We start from the raw sequence: 18,385 nt of genomic DNA, 5'->3' as shown, positions 1-18,385 counted from the left end.
GGCTACAGCTTTTGTGCGTATTCATTCAGCTTTCCGGACATTTGCCGGATCTCCTCAATGAACGCGGAGATCTCCTGGGAGGACGCCGCCTGGCTCTGGACGATGGCGGCAATGCGCTCAATGGACTCCCCCATTTGCGCCGTGGCCTCCCGGAACGTAACCAGGGTGCCCTGGATGACCTTGGTGGAGTCCACCGTTTCACTGGACAGCTTACGGATCTCACCCGCCACGACGCCGAATCCTCTGCCCTTGTCTCCGGCATGGGCAGCTTCAATTGCTGCGTTGATGCCGAGCAGGTTCGTCTGGCTTGCCACATTCTTGATAATGGACACCACCTGGTCGGTCTCCTTCACCTGCTCCCCCGTGCGCTGCGCCAGCGCCAACAGCCGGCCGGTAAAATCGGCCAGCTCGCCGGAGCCGCCGGCGACTTCCGCCAGTCTTTCACTGGCGGAGGCCAGTGAGCTGGTAATTTGGTCGGAGATGGACCGCAGCTCACTTTGCCGTCTCAGTTGTACTGCAATGCCGCCGATAACCCGGCCCTCTGCATCGTGCAGCGGTGTGGCCGTCCCCGTAAATTCGAACCCGTAGAACTCGGCAGGCACCTCCGCCTTCAAGGCTGCATTGGTGCGGATCGCCTGGGTCAGCGGCTCCTCCGGATGCAGGAGCTGCCCCTTGCGGATATCAAGCTGTATATTTTCACCCGGCCAGTAAGCAATGAACTTTTCCAGATCGCATACGGCGATGGACAGGTCTGCTGGAACCGCCGCCTTAAGTACCGGAATTGCGGCGATAATATTCTCTAGCGATCCGACATGATTCATCTGGTTTCCCCCTATGCGCGTTGACGCTTCTGCTTCAATTCTGTATTCTTGCACGGCTGCTTCCCGCAGCCGTTAATTTATCTATAGTTAATATATCGAATTTTCATTGATAAATTTTTAATTGTGCCGGCGACTATATCAGTTGAACTTAAGATTGGGCTGGATAAGGCCGGAAAATGAATTCGATAAAGCTATGGACTTCCGTCCGCTGCCCGTTCCCCGATATCCGGATAAATAACGCTAATTGCTGTGGAATTTGCTGGAAGCTGGCTCTGTATGGTTATGATGAACGCAATACAATCCCTGTTTGCAGACTGTAGTTGGAAAATCGCCACTTAATTTGTCCTGTATGGTGGATGATTACAGACTTAGTTGGATATTCGCCACTTAATATAGGCGAAAAATAGTAATTCCCTCTATATCGACCAATTTAAGTGGCGATAATCTAATTAGATGGCTGAAATTCGTAAAACAGGCTGAAATAGAGTGCGAAAATCAAACTAATGGCAGTGAACGATCTTCTTTTCAGCATTATAACGATGACAGCTCGCGCTTTGGCTATCAGCTTTACAGAGGAAAGCAATCAGGCGGAGGCCGGAACCGCATCTAGTGGTATGAATCAAGAAATCTGTGGAAGGGAAGCGACCGGAAGTCCAAATATTCTCTGGCGTCACGGCTACTCCCAGCACAGAATCTTTAGTTCAATCTATATAGCTTATTCTCCCTTGCCGCTGGCCGGAGGTAAAGACGCTCACCCGCACAGGTTTAAGGCAAAAACCCGCGTGGTAATATATTGGGAAGTGCGGATGTAACGTAAATTCGTTTAGGAGGGTACCGGTTATGCATGATTCCGATCTGCCTGATTCCGAGATACCGAATAGATCTGCTCTGTCCGCAGCAGACTCTGCTGCGGTCTGCGGACCGTCCGGATTGGCTGCCCAGGGAGTGGACGCCATTGAACGATTATCCGGGGTTCACCCGGGTCACCGCCGGGCGCATGCCAGAGGCATCTGCTGCCGCGCCGTCTTCCGCCCGAACGGCCTTGCCTCAGCCTTCACCGGGGCGCCCCATCTGCAGACGCAGGAGACTGAAGCGGTGGTTCGCTTCTCCGGCAGCTCTACCGATCCGGCGCTGGCCGATCTGCTGTCCCCGGCGAAAGGGATGGGCGTGCAATTCATGCTGCCGGATGGAACGAAGCCGAGTCTGGTGGGAACGACGGTGCCGGTCTTTTTTGCCCGTACACCGGAATCCTTCATTGACATCATCGGCGCCGTGCATCGGGCGCGTTCGGGCAATCTCGGCCCAATCGACCTGGTCAAGGAGGTCATCAGCCATTTCTCCGAGAGCAGAGAAAGCCTGATGGCCGCCAAACGGCTGAAGCCCCCGGCCAGTTATGCCGAGAGCCATTATTTCTGTATTCATGCTTATTACCTTGTCGATGCAGCGGGACAATCCCGTCCAGTGAAATTCGAATGGGTACCGGATACCGGAGTGCGTACATTGGCTGCAGACGCGGCGGCGCAGCAGCCGGATGATTATCTGGAGGAAGAGCTGAAGCTGCGGCTGCAGGCAGAGGAGGCCGTATTCCAGCTGGTGGCTGTGTTTGGCGAGGATGGTGATCCTACCGATGACCCTACCCGCGCCTGGCCGGAAGACCGGCGGCGGATTGATTTCGGGCGGCTGCATCTGACGGAGATCATGCCCGAGCCCGAAGGACTGCTGATGGACCCGGCGGCCATTACCAGAGGGATGGCTCTGACGGAGGACCCGATTCTGCACTACCGCAGCGCCGCCTATGCAGAATCGTACCAACGGCGCCGGAAGGAGCTTTGACAGGTAATAGCTCTCCGCACAGCTTAAATAGGCAGGTTGCCCGCTCCAGGGGCATCCTGCCTTACACCTCTATGTCTGCAGCTTACGGAGCAGCATGATTTGCCCGATATGGTAAGCATTGTGCGTGGTTACGTTGCTGATAATCTCCCACCACGCCGCCGGTTCAGGGAAGCCGCCGACACTCTCCTCCAGGCGTTCTTCCGCCAGCAGCTCCTGCCAATGCAGCAGCACCTCCTCCAGCTCTGCACGTAACCCGGCAAAGGAGGACTCCGCCGGAACCGCAAAACTGAGGTCATTGTCGCCAATCGGCGGCACGGCATCCACATGCCCCTTACGGTACCTGGCTTGCCAGGTCTTATTCCAGTATATTAAGTGCCAGGTTAACTCGGCGATGCTGTTCATGGCAGCACCCGGCTTCCAGCAAGCCTGCTTCTCCGTAATCCCCTCAGTCGCCTGAAGGAAAGGGATATACCAGCTCGGATCATTGGCATTGGCCAGAAGCTGATTGCCAAGCACCTCTTTGGCCTGAATCATCCATCATCACTTCCAATCTCTTATTAATAGGTAAACACAGGAGGAATCTGTCCATGCAGCTCGCGATGATTATCGTAAATCCCTCTTCCGGGAAAGAGGAAGCGCCAAGGTACGCCGGTGCAGCGGAAGCCTCCCTGAAGGCCGCTGGTTATACCGTCACCGTACAGGAGACGGCAGGGGAGGGCGATGCAACCGAATACTGCAAAACAGCCTGCGAGAACGGGTATCACCTGGTCGTATCCATCGGCGGTGACGGCACGCTGCACGAAGTGATCAACGGACTGGAGCATCAGCCGCACCGTCCGCAGCTGGGCATCGTGCCGCTGGGAACGGTCAATGATTTCGCCCGGGCGCTGCGGATTCCGCTGGACCCGGAGCAGGCGGTTGCCGCTCTGACCTCATCTACCGCCCATAAGGTCGATGTCGGCCGGCTCAATAGCCGCCTGTTCATCAACGTCGTCGCCGCAGGCCCCCTGGCGGAATCGTTATCCGGGGTCACTGCGGAAGACAAGACCAGGCTGGGTGCACTCGCCTACCTTAAAGAAGGGGTCACTGCACTCACCGGTAATGCCCGCTCCGCCCATCCCTTGTCCATCGCTTACGACGGGCAGGTATGGGAGGGACATGCCCCGCTGTTCGTCGCTGCGCTGACGAACTCCGTCGGCGGCTTTGAGAAGCTGGCGCCGGAAGCTGCTGTGGACGACGGCCTGCTGCACTGCTATATCTTTCAGGATCTTACGCTGTTCAGCACACTCACCGCCGGCCTGTCGCTGCTGCTAGGCAACTTGCAGAACCATAAGGATGTCATATACTTCAAGGCAAAGCAGGTCAGCCTCTCCTCGCTGGATACGGTAAGGACCAATGTGGACGGCGAAGAGGGGCCGCCGCTGCCTGTCACCCTCAGCACTATTCCCCGTTATATTGAAATTATTGTACCGGATGACAGCAGCGATGTCCTCTGAAACTATAATTTATAGCTGTTCTATGCTTGTATGAACAAAGAAGCAGCGCGTCTTCCGTATACCGGAAACGCGCTGCTTCATGCTGCTTATTGTTACGTTATTCGTTTAGCGCAAATGGCTTACATTGTGCTTTCGCCGGTGCTGCCGGAGGTGCCGGTGCTTCCTGTACCGCCGGTGCTGCCAGTGCTTCCCGTACCGCCAGTACTGCCGGTACTGCCAGTGCCGCCTTGCGTACCGCGTCCCGGCCGGCCGCCTCCGCCACCCATACCGCCGCCCATGCCGCGTCCGGTATTGGCTGTGGTTACTCCGGATTCATTCACCCACGTCGTCACGCTCTCCTGCTCGAAGGTTACAACCTCAGTGCCGCCGCTGTATGCACCGCCGGTGTAACCCCCATCCTTCGCTGTACCTGTTGATGCACCGCCGGTAGAGAGGGTGTAAGAAGCGCCCTTCTGAATATCGGGCGAGCTGATGACAACGAACCGGAAGTCCTTGTCCGGTGCAAAGGCTGCAATTGTATTGCCCTCGCTGTCCTGCAGATGGACCAGCGTGCCTGCTGCCTGCGAATCGGTAAAGGTCATGTTGACCGAAGCCTGTGCGGAGCTATCCGACGGGCCTTGGGCCATGCCGGCGCTTCCTGCCGCAAGCAGCACACCGCCGCTCAGGTCGAAGGTACCGTCGTAATCCAGTGTACCGTTGCCGTCCCCCGTCGGGCCATTCACGATGACTGTACCGCCGCTCATCGTCACGGAACCGTTGGAATCGAGTCCGTCACCGCCCGCATCCACATAGAGGTAGCCGCCGCTGATGGTAAGCAGATGATTGCCGGAGCTGCTGAACTGATCCTGCTGCGCTGTACCAGCCGCCGCATTGCTGTCGTTGCCGCCGGCCACATTCACGCCGTCATCGGAAGCAACCACATGGATCTCGCCGCCGGATATAGTAATATTGCCGCCCTCCACGCCTTCATAGCTCTTCGTAATGTTGATGGTACCGCCTGAGATGGAGGTCAGCGCGTCGGCATGAACGCCATCGTCGCCTGCCGCAATCTCCAGCTCGCCGCCGGTAACCGACACATTGCTGTTGCTGTGCAGCGCATCATCCATCGTGTCCAGTATATAGGTGCCGCCACCCACGGTCAGATCACCGCCGGCCTTAAGCCCCTTGGCGCTCACCGACTCGGTTTCTTCCGCGCTCGTGCCTGCTGCGGCATCGGCTGCTGCCGTGCTTTCCGCAGCTTTCCCGCCGTTCGCAGCTGCCGTGCCGGTGCTGTTGCCCGCAGCCGTGCCTGCAGCTCCCGGCGCTTGGCCTGCGGCAGCCCCGTCCGGCAATGCCGGCGGTGCTTCTCCCGCAACCGCCCCGTCCGGCAGCGCCGGAGGCTCCTCTCCTGCAACCGCCCCGTCCGGCAGCGCCGGTGGTGCTTCTCCCGCAGCCATGCCATCCGGCAGCGCCGGTGGTCCATCCTGCGTCGTGCCGTCCGCCGATGTCTGGCCATCGGCTGACCACCCTCCCCGGCCTCCGCCGCCGAACATTCCGCCGCCTCCAAAGTCATCGCCGGTCTTTACTTCGGCACTTTCGCTGCCGCCGCCGGTCACAATGGTGTAGGTGCCGCTGTCGGTAACCAGCTGTGTCTCCGCCTGGATGCCGTCATTTCCGGCTACAATATCGAACGTGCCTGCCGCAATGGCGATGAAGCCCTTCTCGGCATCCTCATCATTGGTCGATTTCAGGCCGTCTCCTTCGGCGTTAATAGAGAAGCTGCCGTCAGCGATAGCAATCAGATCCTTGCCGACAATGCCGTCATCCGCCGCCTGCACTTCAAGCGTGCCGGAGACAATCTTCACGTCATCCTTGCCCGTGATGCCGTCCTTGTAGCTGGCGGTCACCGACAGCTTGCCGGTGCCGTTAATGGTCAAGTCGGCCTTGCTGAAGATGGCCGCACTCGGTTCATCGGTCGTCTCATCGGCATAGACGTAGGTATTACCGTCGGTAACGGTATTCTCCGTCCCTTTCTGCAGCGTCATAATGACCTTGCCCGCTTCTTTGATATAGACAGGTGCGCTGGTGCTGCTCGACAGCTCCACTCCGTTCAGCACCAGGTGCACATTGCTGTCGTCCTGAACATCAACGACGATCTGTCCTTCGCTGAGGCTTCCGCTCAGCACATAGGTCCCGCCGGCGGTAATATTTACGGTGCCGCCAGAAGCGGTGGCGCCTGTGCCTGTAACGGTGGCCGCCGTGCCGCTGAGGGCGATCATCGTTGCGCTGTCCGCGCTCCAGGCGGTATTGGTATCGTCTTCATCGAAGCTGACCAGATCAGCCGTCTTCACACTTGCCAGCTGTACAGCAGCAGTCGTGCCGCTCTGCGCCGCCGCCGTGGTCACTGCCGCGCTGCTTACGGCGGTAGAGGCGGCATTTCCTGCACCGCAGGCGGTCAGGGCCGCAGCCAGTAACAGTACAAGTCCTGCTTTACTTCCCAGTATCCATTTATTCATATAAGGTCAATCCCTTCGATTAATATTCTGTGGTGGTCGGGCTCATCGTCAGCGACAGGTCCAAATTGCCGTTGCGGGTGCGGATGGCATCCAGGAACTCTTTTTGACTCGTGCTTTCGTTCAGTCTGACCGTGTAGACCAGCTCATACAGACTGCCCAGCTCAGTAGTGCGGATCTTCTTCAGCTCATAACCGACTCCAAATCTGGCGAACACTTCGGCAAAAGCCTCTTCATATCCCAGGTTCTCGGGAATCGTCACTTTAAGCGTCTTCTCCTGCGTCTTCTTGACCCCGAACCCGGTGCGATTCAAGACAACCATGATGATGCAGAGAATAACGGTGAATAGAGCAGCGTAACCGAAGGCGCCTACGCCGCAGGCCAGCCCGGAGGCCATGGTGAACAGGACGAAGGTGATATCCTTTGGGTCGCCGGGCGCGCTGCGGAAGCGGATGATCGAGAATGCACCGGCAAGGCTGAAGGCTCTCGCGACATTGCTGCCGATCAGCAGGATGATAATGGCTACAATCACCGGCAGCAGCACCATCGTCAGCGTGAAGCTCTGCGTATATCCCGGACTGGTCTTCATGTAAGTGAAGCTGATAACTGCACCCAGCAGGAGCGCCAGCAGAATCGTTGTAACGGCGGTGCCGAAGGATAAGGTCGTATCGGTGGAAACCGCGGAAAAGATGGAATCAAGCATACAGGACACGCTCACTTTCTGTTGTCTCTATTTGACTGTTGCGGATCATTTTCTTATATTCGTTGCCGTATTTGGAGAAGCTGGTCCGGTACATCCGGTGCTCGGAGAGCATCTTCGACAGCCAGACCGGAATGGTCTTCTCGGCCTTCACTTCCATCAGCCACTGGCCGGGCTCAAGCAGCAGTTCACCGTAAGTGCCGTGCTCCATCTGCAGGTCGCATCTGCGGCTGCGGATATTGGTGTCGAAGGTGATACGGAGATCACGGTTATTTTTGCAAAAGAGCGCCTTGCGGTCATATGACAGATATACCTTCGGCTCCAGGTCATAACAGGTCAGGAAGTACTTGATTTCCTCAATCACCTGCTTGTTCATGTAGTCCCTGTACTCCGGCGGCTGGCCGGTGCGGACAAAGTCATACGCTTCATGCAGCTTGAGTGTCGTTCTGCGTTTGTTGACGAGTCCGAACACCTTTTTCTTAATTTCAAGGTAGACCTTCGTATCCTGGTTCGGCACGCCGTAAGCTCTCAGTCTGAGCTTCTCCTTATATTTCGGTTTGGAGAGGCTGTTGCGGATCAGCGAGTTATGCGGCGTATCGTAGTACAGATTGGTGATGGAGTAGAACTCATGCTGCTTGTTGTGATCATCGGGCTCCATATACTCCAGAAGCTCCGCATACAGCTTGCGGTAGGCTGCATCATCGAACACATATTTATTTTCATAACGGTTGAAGACCTCAATCGCCATGGGATCAAATCCTTTCGGGTCTAAATTTGTTCGCTCTTGCTCATGCCTGTATCTTAGCGCCCCAACCTTTAGCGAAGCTTAAATGGTTTTACACTGGCTTGATTTTTTTACATCCGGTTTACAAACGGGCCGGCGGCTTGCGTGTGCTATAGATGAAGAGACAGAGGCTGGACGGGGTTTGACCGAAATCTTTTCCGCACAAAATAGATCATTAAGGCTCATTAAAGGTAATCTTGCTATAATGGCATCAGCATAAAGAAGTCCACCAAGGAAGCAGAGGATGAACAGCCATGCGTATACTAATCGTGGAAGATGAAATTCATCTGGCCGAGGCCGTCACACAAATACTCAAGAAACACAATTATTCGGTCGATGCCGTCCATGACGGAAGCACCGGCCTTGATTACGCCCTGAGCGGGATTTATGATCTGCTGCTGCTCGATATTATGATGCCGGAGATGGATGGAATCAGCGTACTGCGGAAGCTGCGCACCAAGGGCGTGGCAACTCCCGTTATTTTCCTGACTGCCAAGGGGGAGATTACCGATATGGTGACCGGGCTCGATTACGGGGCCGACGATTACATCGCCAAGCCGTTCTCCACCGAGGAATTGCTGGCCCGGATGCGGGCGGTGCTGCGGCGCAAGGGCGAGGTACTGCCGGATGACGCGCTGAAGCTCGGGGATCTGGAGCTGAACACCACCAATTTGCGCCTGAGTGTAGGCGGCAAGGAAATGAAGCTGAACCTGAAGGAAAGCGAGCTGCTGGAGCTGCTGATGACCCGCAAGAGCGCCGCCACCTCCAAAGAGCAGATTATCGAGAAGCTTTGGGGCTTCGATTCCGAGGCCGAGCATAACAATGTGGAAGTGTACATCTCGTTTCTCCGCAAAAAGCTTACGTTCCTCGGCTCCACCGTCCGCATCAGCACCATCCGCAACGTCGGATATGTATTAGAGGTGAACGGCTGATGTTCAAGCAGCTCAGAAACCGGTTCCTGATCGTGAACCTGGCGACAACTTCGATCATTATGCTGGTCGCCTTCGCCGCGATCTACATCATTAACTACATTGATGTGCGGAGCGATATCGGCATGGATCTGCGGCGGGTCGTGGAGAACTATGAGAAGCCCGGCTTCGGGGGCGGTGGCGGCGGGGACCGCCAGCCTGGCGGAATGGGCGACGGCATAGAAGACGGAATGCCGCCCCTGCAGGACGGAGGCAGGAATACGATCGGGACGCCGCCTGAACGCTCGGTGTCCTTCATGATCCGCACGGATGCGGACTGGAACATGACCGGAACACCGGAGTCCAAGTTTACAATGGACGATGAGTTCTATGCGGAGGCGCTGCAGGAAGCAGCGGCTGAAGGCAGAACCAGCGGGCAGTTCACGCTTGACGGCAGCCACTGGATTTATGAGGTGCACTCGACCAGTGAGGGCCATATGCTGGTGTTCCTGGACATTACCGCCCGGCAGGAAATATTGACCGATCTGATCTATACCTTCACTGTCGTCGGTGTGGTGATGCTGATTATCCTGTACTTCTCCAGCCGTTATTTCGCCAACCGTTCAATCCGGCCTGTCCAGGAAGCCTTCACCAAGCAGAAGCAGTTCATCGCCGACGCCTCCCATGAGCTGAAGACGCCGCTGGCGGTGATAGGCACGAATACGGAGGTACTGCTGGGCAACCCGGACGATACCATCCGCCAGCAGTCGAAATGGCTGCATTACATCAGGTCCGAGACCCAGCGCATGGCCAAGCTGACCAGCGACCTGCTCTACCTGACCGAGATGGACGATTCACGCACCAGCATGATTCATGCTCCGTTCGATATCAGTGAAGCGGTGGAGAATATTATGCTGACCATGGAGGCTGTCATCTTCGAGAAGAATGTGGCGCTCGACTACGACATTCAGCCGCATCTGAGCGTGCACGGCAGCAGCGAGCAGATCAAGCAGGTCGTGATGATTCTGCTCGACAATGCCGTGAAGTATTCCGGCCCCGGCGGCAAGGTGACGCTGTCGCTTGATAAGCAGCATAACGAAGTGGTGCTGGCCGTGTCGAATACCGGCGAGGGCATCGCTCCCGAGCATCTTACGCGGATCTTCGACCGCTTCTACCGCACCGACACCTCCAGATCGCGCAAGCAGGGCGGGCATGGCCTGGGACTGGCGATTGCCAGGTCGATTGTCGAGCAGCACCGGGGGCGGATTTATGCGAAGAGCGTGCCGGGGGAATCAGCTACTTTTTATGTGCATCTGACTTAAATTATCAAGTAAGCCGGGGGCAGGCAGCGAGGTTATAAGGCTTAAGCTTTAATAATGGAGTAAAGACGCCCGGCATCCGCCGGGCTTTTTTATAACTCTGCCGGTTTGTATAGCGCTCGCTCCCGTCAGACTTAGTGGAATTATGCAGCATAACCTTGTTTTTTAAGCCTTTTATTTGGTTTTATACAGGATTTTTGCAGAAGATTGTAGAATGATTCAATGCGGTACATCGCAAAAGAATACATAGTAGAAAGTAGTGGTCGGAATGTCGGAGAAATTGCAGGAGTTGCAGCAGAGAAACAAACTGATGGTGTGGCTGTTCTGGGGTACGATGATCCTGGGAATTGTCCTGGCCTCGGGGCAGGTAAGGCAAACGATTGCCATGACCAGTATTCCTGTAGCTGTCTTATGCACCATCTTGGTATGGAGAAAAGTCCTGATCCCGTATACCATGTACATTGTAACGGCCGGACTGAATCTCGACGCTTTTTTCTACATATCGGAAAGCTCCGCCTTCAGCAGTATTTTATTTCTGTTCTTTGCCCTGGCTCTGGTTTCCATTTATCATGATTACCGCCCGCTCGTGCTTAGCGGAGTGCTCGGGCTTGTCATGCTGGTTTATTTCTCACAGACCAAGGAAATATTTCAGGCTGAGAAGACTATTATTTATTGCGCCTACCTTGTAATCACCCTGGCCTCTCTGATTACCCAGAGTGTGATCGGCTCACGGATGCTGAACAGGGTCGAGAGCAGCGCGGCGGAATCGGCAGCCGCCAAGATTCACACGGAGCAGGTACTGGAGAAGGTGCGGGATTCGTCGGATATTCTTGGCCATTCGGTTGCCAGCCTGCAGACGAATGCGGCGAGCACCGGCGAGATTACTGGACAGGTCGTCAGTGCCTTCAACGAAATCGCCACCGGCATTGAGACGCAGGCGGTCAGCGTCGCCGACATTTCCGAAGCGATCCACCGCGTGGATGCGCATGTCGGCGCCGCAGCGGAAACCGCCGTCCTCATGAGCGGCAAATCCAGAGCCACCACCGAGCTGACACAGCACGGCAAAGCCGGCATGGCCGAGCTGACCGGCAAGATCAATGAGATGGATTCCATTGTATCGGGAACCTCTGCAGTCATGGGCGAGGTCACCGCCGAGAATGAGAAGATCGGCAGCATCGTGGACTTCCTGCAGAACATTGCCGGCCAGACGAATTTGCTGTCCCTGAACGCTTCCATTGAAGCGGCCAAGGCCGGCGATCACGGCCGGGGCTTTGCTGTTGTCGCCACAGAGATCCGCAAGCTGGCGCAGAACGCCCAGGATGCGTCGACCAACATCTCGGCCATTCTGACGGCGATCCAGCAGAAGGTCGGCCAGGCTGCCGAGCTGGTCGAGCGCGGCCGGAACATCGCCAAGGCCGGGAAGGAATCCTCTATCATTGCAGAGCAGCTCTTTACCGAGATTCACTTGAACACCGCCGAGGTGCTGGAGCATGCCGAGCAGGTGCGCGGGGTGACCGAGAATCTGCAGGCTGCCTCGCTGACCGTAGTGCAGGAAGTATCGACCGTAGCCGCCTTCACGGAAGAATCGGCGGCCTCCGTGCAGCAGGTGCTCGCCAGCTCGCAGGAGCAGCAGCGGCATGTAGAGGACATTGCCGATTCTATCAAGCAGCTGCAACAGCTGATGGATCAGTTGGAGGAGATTGTGGCTTAGGCGGCCGGTGTTGTACGGCATACATAAGAAATGCCCTGAATGGATCATTCCATCCAGGGCATTGTTATATTACCGTATTACCGGGCTATCCATTCCCGGCAGATTTGCAGGTTGATTTACCCGCTCGAATTAAGATATGCGAAGGAGCAGGCCATTTATGAAGAAGGTTATTTATGTAGTCGTTGATCTCTGCATATTAGGTCTCTATTCACTAGTCACTCTATTCTGGGTCAGGATAGAACGAGTTGATGCTTCGTCCTATTACCCGGGCGATATCACTGACTCTGGCAAGCTGGACAGACTGCTGGCATATCCGGCTGTTTTGATCATCGTACTGGTTTTGTTTCTCGCTTCTATGATCAGACATCAACCCCACTGGATTAGATGGGTCGTTATTACGGTGCTGATCAATTTGCTGGTGTACATCCCGCTCTTATATCATTCGTTATATTTGTTTTGATGATTATAGAGATTTAACCGGCAATATCGTGTTCCGCCGGAAGTGCGGCGCCGCTGCTGTCCCTCTCCCCGGCGAACCGCAGTGTCACCACCGTACCCTTCCCCACGGTGCTCTCCAGGGTAACCGAGCCGCCGTAGCGCTCCATCAGCGCCTTGACGATCGCCAGGCCAAGTCCGGAGCCGCCCCCGGCGCGGTTGCGGGAGCCCTCCGCCCGGTAGAAGCGGTCGAAGATATGCGGCAGATGTGCAGGCGGAATGCCGATGCCCGTATCGGCAACGACCACCTCAACCTGCCCGCCGTCCGCATGCAGGTCAACGCTGACCTTTCCGCCGTCCGGCGTATACTTCAGCGCATTCTCGATAATATTGCGCAGCACACGGCGGCAGGCTGCTTCGTTCATCTGTACCGGCAGCGCGGCCGTCTGCGCTCCAGGCTCCGCCTGCAGGGTTACGCCGGGATTGATCCGGGCCAGCTGCGGCAGCAGCTCCGCCAGGATTTCATCCGGGAAGCAGTACCCGGCGCCCGTCTCGGGCAGCGCCTGCTCCGCTTCTGCCAGCAGCAGCAGCTGGGAGATCAGCTCCTTCATCCTGCCGGTCTCCTCCGTCATGAAGCCAAGCGATTCCGCCAGCACCTCCGGGGAGCTTCTCCCCCAGCGCTGGATCATATTCGCATGCCCTTCGATGATGGCCAGCGGTGTCTTCAGCTCGTGGGACGCATCGGCGATGAATCGGCGCTGCTGCTCGAAGGACACCTCCAGCCGCTGCAGCAGCCCATTGAAGGTCTCCGCGAGCTGATGCAGCTCGTCTTCCGCCGCCGGCACCTGCAGCCGCTGCGACAGATTACCCGCACCGATGCCGCGCGCTTCCCCGATCATGCTGCGGATCGGCCGCAAGGCCGAGCGGGCGACCAGCCAGCCCGTAGCAATCGCCACTACGGCGGCGAGGATTAGCCCGAATAACAAGATGCGGCCGATCTCGCCAGCGGCGGCGGCATTGGCGGAGGTCCCGCTGTCGGTAAGCCGCAGGGTGACATTGCCGAACACCAGCAGCGAGAACTCCCGCTCGGCCTGATGGACAATGTTCTGCGGGTCCGCTTCCGCAGCTCCCGTCTTGGCCAGCACCCTGCCGCCGCTATCGAGCAACTGCAGCGTCTGCCCGTCTTCAAGCTCAGCGGACAGCACCGACAGGTCGGGATTGAATACCGCTGCCGCCCCTTTGCCCTTCCCCAGACCCGGTGTTAGCAGAGAAGGCAGGAACCCGACCTCCTTGATCCGCAGCTCAAACTGCTTCAGCTTGGCGTCCAGCAGGTCCGTCTGCTGCCGGTCGCTCCAGTGCCGGAAGGTAATATAGACGAAGCCGCTGAGCACCAGCGCAACGATCAGGGAAGAGAGCGCAATGCTGGCGCTGACCTTCCGGGAGAATGTCCAGCTCTTCATAGATCCTCCACCCTCAGTCCTTCAAGATATAGCCGCTGCCGCGGATCGTATGAATCAGCTTCTCGTCAAACCCTTCATCCACCTTCATCCGCACATAGCGGATATACACATCAACTACGTTCGTCTCGCCGGCATACGAATAGCCCCAGACAAGATTCAGCAGCGCCTCGCGGTTCATCAGCCGGTTCTTATGGGTCAGCAGGCAGTGCAGCAGCTCATATTCCCGCTGCGACAGCTCAATCTCCCGGCCGCCGCGGCTGACCTGATGCGATGCCGTGTTCAGCGTCAGGTCCCTGGCGGACAGCACCTCCCCCGCTTCCGGCGCCTGCAGCCTGCGCCGCAGGGAACGCATGCGGGCCAGCAGCTCTTCAATGGCAAAGGGCTTCGGCACGTAATCATCCGCGCCGGTGTCGAGTCCGCGTACCCGGTCGCTGACCGTATCGCGGGCAGTCAGCATAATGATCGGCGTCTGCTTGGATGCACGGATTCTTTTGCACACTTCAATACCGTTGATGCCGGGCAGATTCAGATCCAGCAATATAAGATCATAGCTCTCCCCGAGAGCCATGGCCGCGCCCTCCAGTCCATCGCGGGCCACCGCAGTTTCATATCCCTCGTAGGCAAGCTCCAGCTCAAGCAGCCGGATCATGGCTATCTCGTCTTCAATGATCAAGACGCGTTCCTTCAATGCCCTCGTCACCTCTCTGCTGTTCAGTCCATCTTCATTAATGATAACCCGGCCATCGACGCCGCATCTATAAGATAGGTCCCTTTCCCCAGCTTCCCGGAAATCCGGTTAAGGCTGACCGTCAGCGGCAGGTCCGTCTTCGGCTTGGCAAACATCGTCTTCCCGTCCACCTGCACATTGGCCTTCTCCGGCAGTGCCAGATCGACATTGCCCACGGTTGTGGACACCTTCCAGTCTCCGCCGACCTTGGCGCTTTCCACCTCCACATTACCTGTAACCGTATGAGCTTCAATCGAGGATGCGGCTTCTTCAACGGACAAATTGCCGTTGGTCGCCTCCAGCTCAAGGGCTCCTCCGATCCGCCCGGCTTCAATATTTCCGTTCACCAGACTGGCGCGAACAGCGCCCTTGGCCTCCGACACGCTGATCTCACCGTTATTCGTCTCCAGTGTGACCGCGCCGTCCACCTGCTGCACGTTGACGTTTCCGTTCACCGTCTCCAGCTCAATCGGCCCGGTTCCCGTCACCTTGCTCAAATCAATATTGCCGTTCGTCAGCTTCGCCTCCAAACGGCTGCTCAGTCCCTTGGGAAGCGTGACCGTCAGATGAATGCTCGGATTGCCGTGCATAGCCCCTGCGGTATAGGGCTCACTGTAAGCTTCCAGGTCCAGCACCTTACCTTCCTCCACGTTCAGTCCGGCTTGTTCGGCTACAGCCTTGGCTTCCTCCTTGCCTAAATTTTTGACGATCACCTCCGTATGTACTTCAAGCTCCCTCCCGCCGCCCTGCTTAATGTCGATCGTTCCGTTCACATTGGCAATCCTGACGGTCTGCGTGCCGCTTCCCGGCTTGATCCGGGTCGTCCCCAAGTCAAAAGAAATCCCCGCCGCTGTAGCTACACCTTCACCAAGCACCGGCTCTGCAGCGACAGCGTCCGATTCGATCAGATGCCGCGCCTGCGCCGGCCCCGCATTACCACAGCCCGCAGCCACCACCCCGGCCACCAGACCTACCCCCGCCAGCACAACCTTCAGCTTGTTCTTCATGTTTTGCTCCTCCTCTATACCTGTGATTGATGTTCATGGTATAGCAGAAGCGATGAGAAAGACTTTGGAACGGGATTAGAGTTTAATGAGAAGGGGTTTATACTGGGTCACTACTTTCTCCCGGCAGCCCGCCGCTCCATTTCATAACGATAAAAATCATAGATTTGCCTATTCTCAATATTCTGCCCTACAAAAAATCGCAAGCCTGGATCACCTACAGGAGATGCATAAGCATTATAGGTCCGGTGCATCAGATCAAAATCCACTTTACCAACCTTGAAGTCTATATCATATTTCTCCTCCAGATACACCTCGAATTCCTTCCTGCAGGCGACAGACTTCCAAGGAAGACCGAAGAGTAAAGAGTATAACCCCCCAAGAATGATGAGCAAAAGCATCAAATAAATCGTTTTTTTGCATCTGGCATGCCACATTATCCATAGCTCCTTACGGTTTGGAGGGATACCCTGACCCTCCTGATGATATGTCCATGGAACCTGTAATCCCTTTTATTGTATCTTATCACGGACTGCTAACAGCCATTACCAGAGGGATCTACAATAAAGAAAATTTATTATAACAACCTGCCCGGACATTCCCGGCAGCACAAATAAAGAAGCCGCATAAACGCAGCTTCTTTAGGAAATAACGCAGTGGTATGTGTATAAGTTGAACTAAGGATTTCACGCTCTCTATAGTTACAATGAACGAAAAGCAGCCCCTGCTCGCACACCGTAGTTGGAAAATCACCACTTAATTTCACCTGCATGGAGGATAATCACAAACCTAGTTGGAAAATCGCCACTTAATATGAACGAAAACGAATAATTACACCATTTTCGTCCAAATTAAGTGGCGATAATCGAATTAGATTCCTGAAATTCGTAAAAGGAGCAGAATTAGTGTGCGATAATCGAACTATTGGCAAGTGCAGGTTTGAGTTGCAGATGAGCCTTTCCCTGAATGTCCTGAGCATCTACTTTCAGCCGCTGCAAACGGTGACAGCTCATGCTTCCTGGTATCAGCTTTCTTACGGATAACGTTCAGGCGACGCTGCTCCTCCCAGTCAAGCTTCCCCCTGCAACCGCACCTTTTTGTGTTGTTCTTTCGTTCAACTTATGTAGAAAGCCTGCCTCTGCCTGCTCCTTCTATCAGTCTACTCGTCCTCCGCCTCTTCATCCTCAACGTCATTCTTAGGCGATGGAGATTCTGCCGCCGCCTGCCGGCTCCACTCCAGGAAGGTAATGGTATCCTCATCCTCCGGGTCCATCTCATGCGCCACCTCAAAGGCGGCAACCGCTTCCTCATTCTGGTCCAGATAATAATGGGCAAAGCCTACCCGGAAATGCCACAGCGGATCGTTGCGCCCTTCCTCGCCGATCTTGTTGAACCACTTGAGCGCCTCTTTGTAGCGTTCCAGGTTATTCAGGGCCCGTCCCAGATGGCTGGCCAGCTCATCATCGATGAACATCGTCGGCACTTCCTTGATGCGGTCCACAATCTCTTCATATTCATCCGCTTCATGCCAGTCGTTAAGCTGCTGGATCAGTTCTTCTCTTGTCATGGGTCACGCCTCCGGTTATCGTTAGAAATCGTTTCCTTATCTTTTACTTTACCATGTCCAGAGCGTGTTTCCCAATCTTTCCGCCATCCCTCGGCAAAAAGAACAGAAACCGCTCCTGCAGCGTGAGCGGCTGCAGGAACGGCTCCTGTCTCACATCCATCCCGGCTATTGCGTAATCCTGTGCAGCAGCTTTCTTACGCTTCTGCAGCCCCAGCCGCAATCATCCCCCGGGCCAGCTCCATCACCGCTTCTTCCCCGCTCAGCAGGGCGAACTTGGCCACCAGGACCGGATAAGCGGCCCACCGCTCCGCAATGTGCTCGTACATCCGCGGCCAGGTCTGCCCTCCGGCTTGTTCATACCGTTCTAACAGCCGCCGCAGCCCGGCCTCGCCGAAGAGGCCGAACAGAATAACAAAGTCTGTACCGGGATCGGCAATCACCGCTTCGGTCCAATCAATTACCCCGGTGACCCGTTGCGACCGGTCCACGAGAATATGCGGAGGATGCATATCGCCGTGGATGAACGCTGAATGCTCCGGCCAATACGAATCCGTATCAAGCCAGGCTTTCCAGCGCGCATACAGTACCTCCGGCACCGGAAAGCTTTGCCGGATCTCTTCCATATCTGCGGCATACTCCGCGCGCACTTCCTGCGGCGTCTTTCTGTGGATTCCCGCCTGCACCGCCTCTTCCTGGCCGATGTTATGCAGCGCAGCCAAAGCTTCCGCCAGCGAGCCATAGAAGATATCGGTCAATTCCTCCTGGGGGAACTGCCACAGATAGCCGCCCCCAGCCGGGTCAACAGCTGCTACCGGCTCACCCTCCAGCAGCGGGTATGCGATCAGCCCGGGAGTGAATATGCGCCAGTCCGGCACGGCCACCGGCAAATGCCCGGAGACCACAGCCAGCACCTTGCGTTCATTCACCGCCCGTTCCCAGACATCCGGCCGTCTCGGCACACGCAGCACCCAGTCCTGTCCGTCCTCATCCTCTACAAAAGCTACACGGAAATCCATCCCCGTATCATTAAGTCTTATACTCTCCTGGCGGAGCGAAAGGCCGTTCTCCCTGGCAAGTTCCATCCATTGTTCTGTTGTCATTTGGCATACCCCTTCTCACAGAAAATAA

The 18,385-nt window shown here is 56.2% G+C and carries 16 protein-coding genes; 5 read left to right on the top strand and 11 right to left on the bottom strand.

Translation table 11 applies throughout. From position 1 onward, the window contains the following. Positions 1-2: 2 nt before the first annotated feature. Positions 3-821: a methyl-accepting chemotaxis protein gene (locus tag F1379_RS12205; protein WP_150269916.1), complete on the bottom strand. Its 819-nt coding sequence runs from the start codon at positions 819-821 to the stop codon at positions 3-5. Between the two features lie 840 nt (positions 822-1,661). Here F1379_RS12205 and F1379_RS12200 point away from each other — a divergent pair. Then, complete coding sequence (locus F1379_RS12200; RefSeq protein ID WP_150269914.1) at positions 1,662-2,654, top strand: catalase; 993 nt, start codon at positions 1,662-1,664, stop codon at positions 2,652-2,654. Positions 2,655-2,723: 69 nt separating this feature from the next. Here F1379_RS12200 and F1379_RS12195 read toward each other — a convergent pair whose 3' ends face one another. Next, positions 2,724-3,188 (bottom strand): DinB family protein, encoded by a 465-nt coding sequence (locus tag F1379_RS12195; protein ID WP_150269912.1) that lies wholly within the window; start codon positions 3,186-3,188, stop codon positions 2,724-2,726. A gap of 53 nt (positions 3,189-3,241) precedes the next feature. On the opposite strand from F1379_RS12195, the gene F1379_RS12190 reads away from it, so the two are divergent. Beyond that, the gene (locus tag F1379_RS12190; protein WP_150269909.1) at positions 3,242-4,150 is read left to right on the top strand and encodes a diacylglycerol/lipid kinase family protein; all 909 of its coding nucleotides are present in this window, start codon (positions 3,242-3,244) and stop codon (positions 4,148-4,150) included. Between the two features lie 119 nt (positions 4,151-4,269). Here the strand turns inward: F1379_RS12190 and F1379_RS12185 are convergent, their stop codons facing one another. The 3 genes from F1379_RS12185 to F1379_RS12175 are packed head-to-tail and all read right to left on the bottom strand — an operon-like array spanning position 4,270 to position 8,090. Next, positions 4,270-6,645, bottom strand: a complete 2,376-nt coding sequence (locus F1379_RS12185; protein ID WP_150269907.1) for a carbohydrate-binding domain-containing protein — start codon at positions 6,643-6,645, stop codon at positions 4,270-4,272. A gap of 19 nt (positions 6,646-6,664) precedes the next feature. Further along, the gene (locus F1379_RS12180; protein ID WP_150269904.1) at positions 6,665-7,345 is read right to left on the bottom strand and encodes a DUF4956 domain-containing protein; all 681 of its coding nucleotides are present in this window, start codon (positions 7,343-7,345) and stop codon (positions 6,665-6,667) included. Continuing rightward, positions 7,338-8,090 (bottom strand): polyphosphate polymerase domain-containing protein, encoded by a 753-nt coding sequence (locus F1379_RS12175; RefSeq protein ID WP_150269902.1) that lies wholly within the window; start codon positions 8,088-8,090, stop codon positions 7,338-7,340. The genes F1379_RS12180 and F1379_RS12175 overlap by 8 nt, the downstream gene beginning before the upstream one ends. A gap of 290 nt (positions 8,091-8,380) precedes the next feature. Here F1379_RS12175 and F1379_RS12170 point away from each other — a divergent pair, with 290 nt between their 5' ends. The 3 genes from F1379_RS12170 (at position 8,381) to F1379_RS12160 (ending at position 12,064) form a co-directional block, all read left to right on the top strand. After that, on the top strand, positions 8,381-9,058 hold the full coding sequence (locus tag F1379_RS12170; RefSeq protein ID WP_150269900.1) for a response regulator transcription factor: 678 nt from the start codon (positions 8,381-8,383) through the stop codon (positions 9,056-9,058). Next, entirely contained in the window at positions 9,058-10,356 is a 1,299-nt protein-coding gene (locus F1379_RS12165; RefSeq protein ID WP_150269898.1) for a sensor histidine kinase, read from the top strand. Before F1379_RS12170 ends, F1379_RS12165 begins: the two co-directional genes overlap by 1 nt. A 286-nt stretch (positions 10,357-10,642) precedes the next feature. Beyond that, complete coding sequence (locus F1379_RS12160; protein WP_162551139.1) at positions 10,643-12,064, top strand: methyl-accepting chemotaxis protein; 1,422 nt, start codon at positions 10,643-10,645, stop codon at positions 12,062-12,064. Positions 12,065-12,537: 473 nt separating this feature from the next. Here the strand turns inward: F1379_RS12160 and F1379_RS12155 are convergent, their stop codons facing one another. The 6 genes from F1379_RS12155 to F1379_RS12130 all read right to left on the bottom strand — a co-directional run bounded on the left by F1379_RS12155 (position 12,538) and on the right by F1379_RS12130 (position 18,357). Next, positions 12,538-13,959: a sensor histidine kinase gene (locus F1379_RS12155; RefSeq protein ID WP_150269895.1), complete on the bottom strand. Its 1,422-nt coding sequence runs from the start codon at positions 13,957-13,959 to the stop codon at positions 12,538-12,540. 13 nt (positions 13,960-13,972) lie between these two features. Further along, positions 13,973-14,647 (bottom strand): response regulator transcription factor, encoded by a 675-nt coding sequence (locus tag F1379_RS12150; RefSeq protein WP_150269892.1) that lies wholly within the window; start codon positions 14,645-14,647, stop codon positions 13,973-13,975. Between the two features lie 23 nt (positions 14,648-14,670). Continuing rightward, positions 14,671-15,693: a DUF4097 family beta strand repeat-containing protein gene (locus F1379_RS12145; protein ID WP_150269890.1), complete on the bottom strand. Its 1,023-nt coding sequence runs from the start codon at positions 15,691-15,693 to the stop codon at positions 14,671-14,673. 110 nt (positions 15,694-15,803) lie between these two features. Next, on the bottom strand, positions 15,804-16,127 hold the full coding sequence (locus F1379_RS12140; RefSeq protein WP_150269888.1) for a hypothetical protein: 324 nt from the start codon (positions 16,125-16,127) through the stop codon (positions 15,804-15,806). 722 nt (positions 16,128-16,849) lie between these two features. Next, positions 16,850-17,257: a tetratricopeptide repeat protein gene (locus tag F1379_RS12135; RefSeq protein ID WP_150269885.1), complete on the bottom strand. Its 408-nt coding sequence runs from the start codon at positions 17,255-17,257 to the stop codon at positions 16,850-16,852. A gap of 194 nt (positions 17,258-17,451) precedes the next feature. After that, positions 17,452-18,357: a macrolide 2'-phosphotransferase gene (locus F1379_RS12130; protein ID WP_150269882.1), complete on the bottom strand. Its 906-nt coding sequence runs from the start codon at positions 18,355-18,357 to the stop codon at positions 17,452-17,454. Positions 18,358-18,385 lie beyond the last annotated feature (28 nt).

This window comes from Paenibacillus tepidiphilus, from assembly GCF_008635795.1.
Taxonomy (GTDB): domain Bacteria; phylum Bacillota; class Bacilli; order Paenibacillales; family Paenibacillaceae; genus Paenibacillus_AQ; species Paenibacillus_AQ tepidiphilus.
This window is presented reverse-complemented; position numbering and strand designations above follow the sequence as displayed.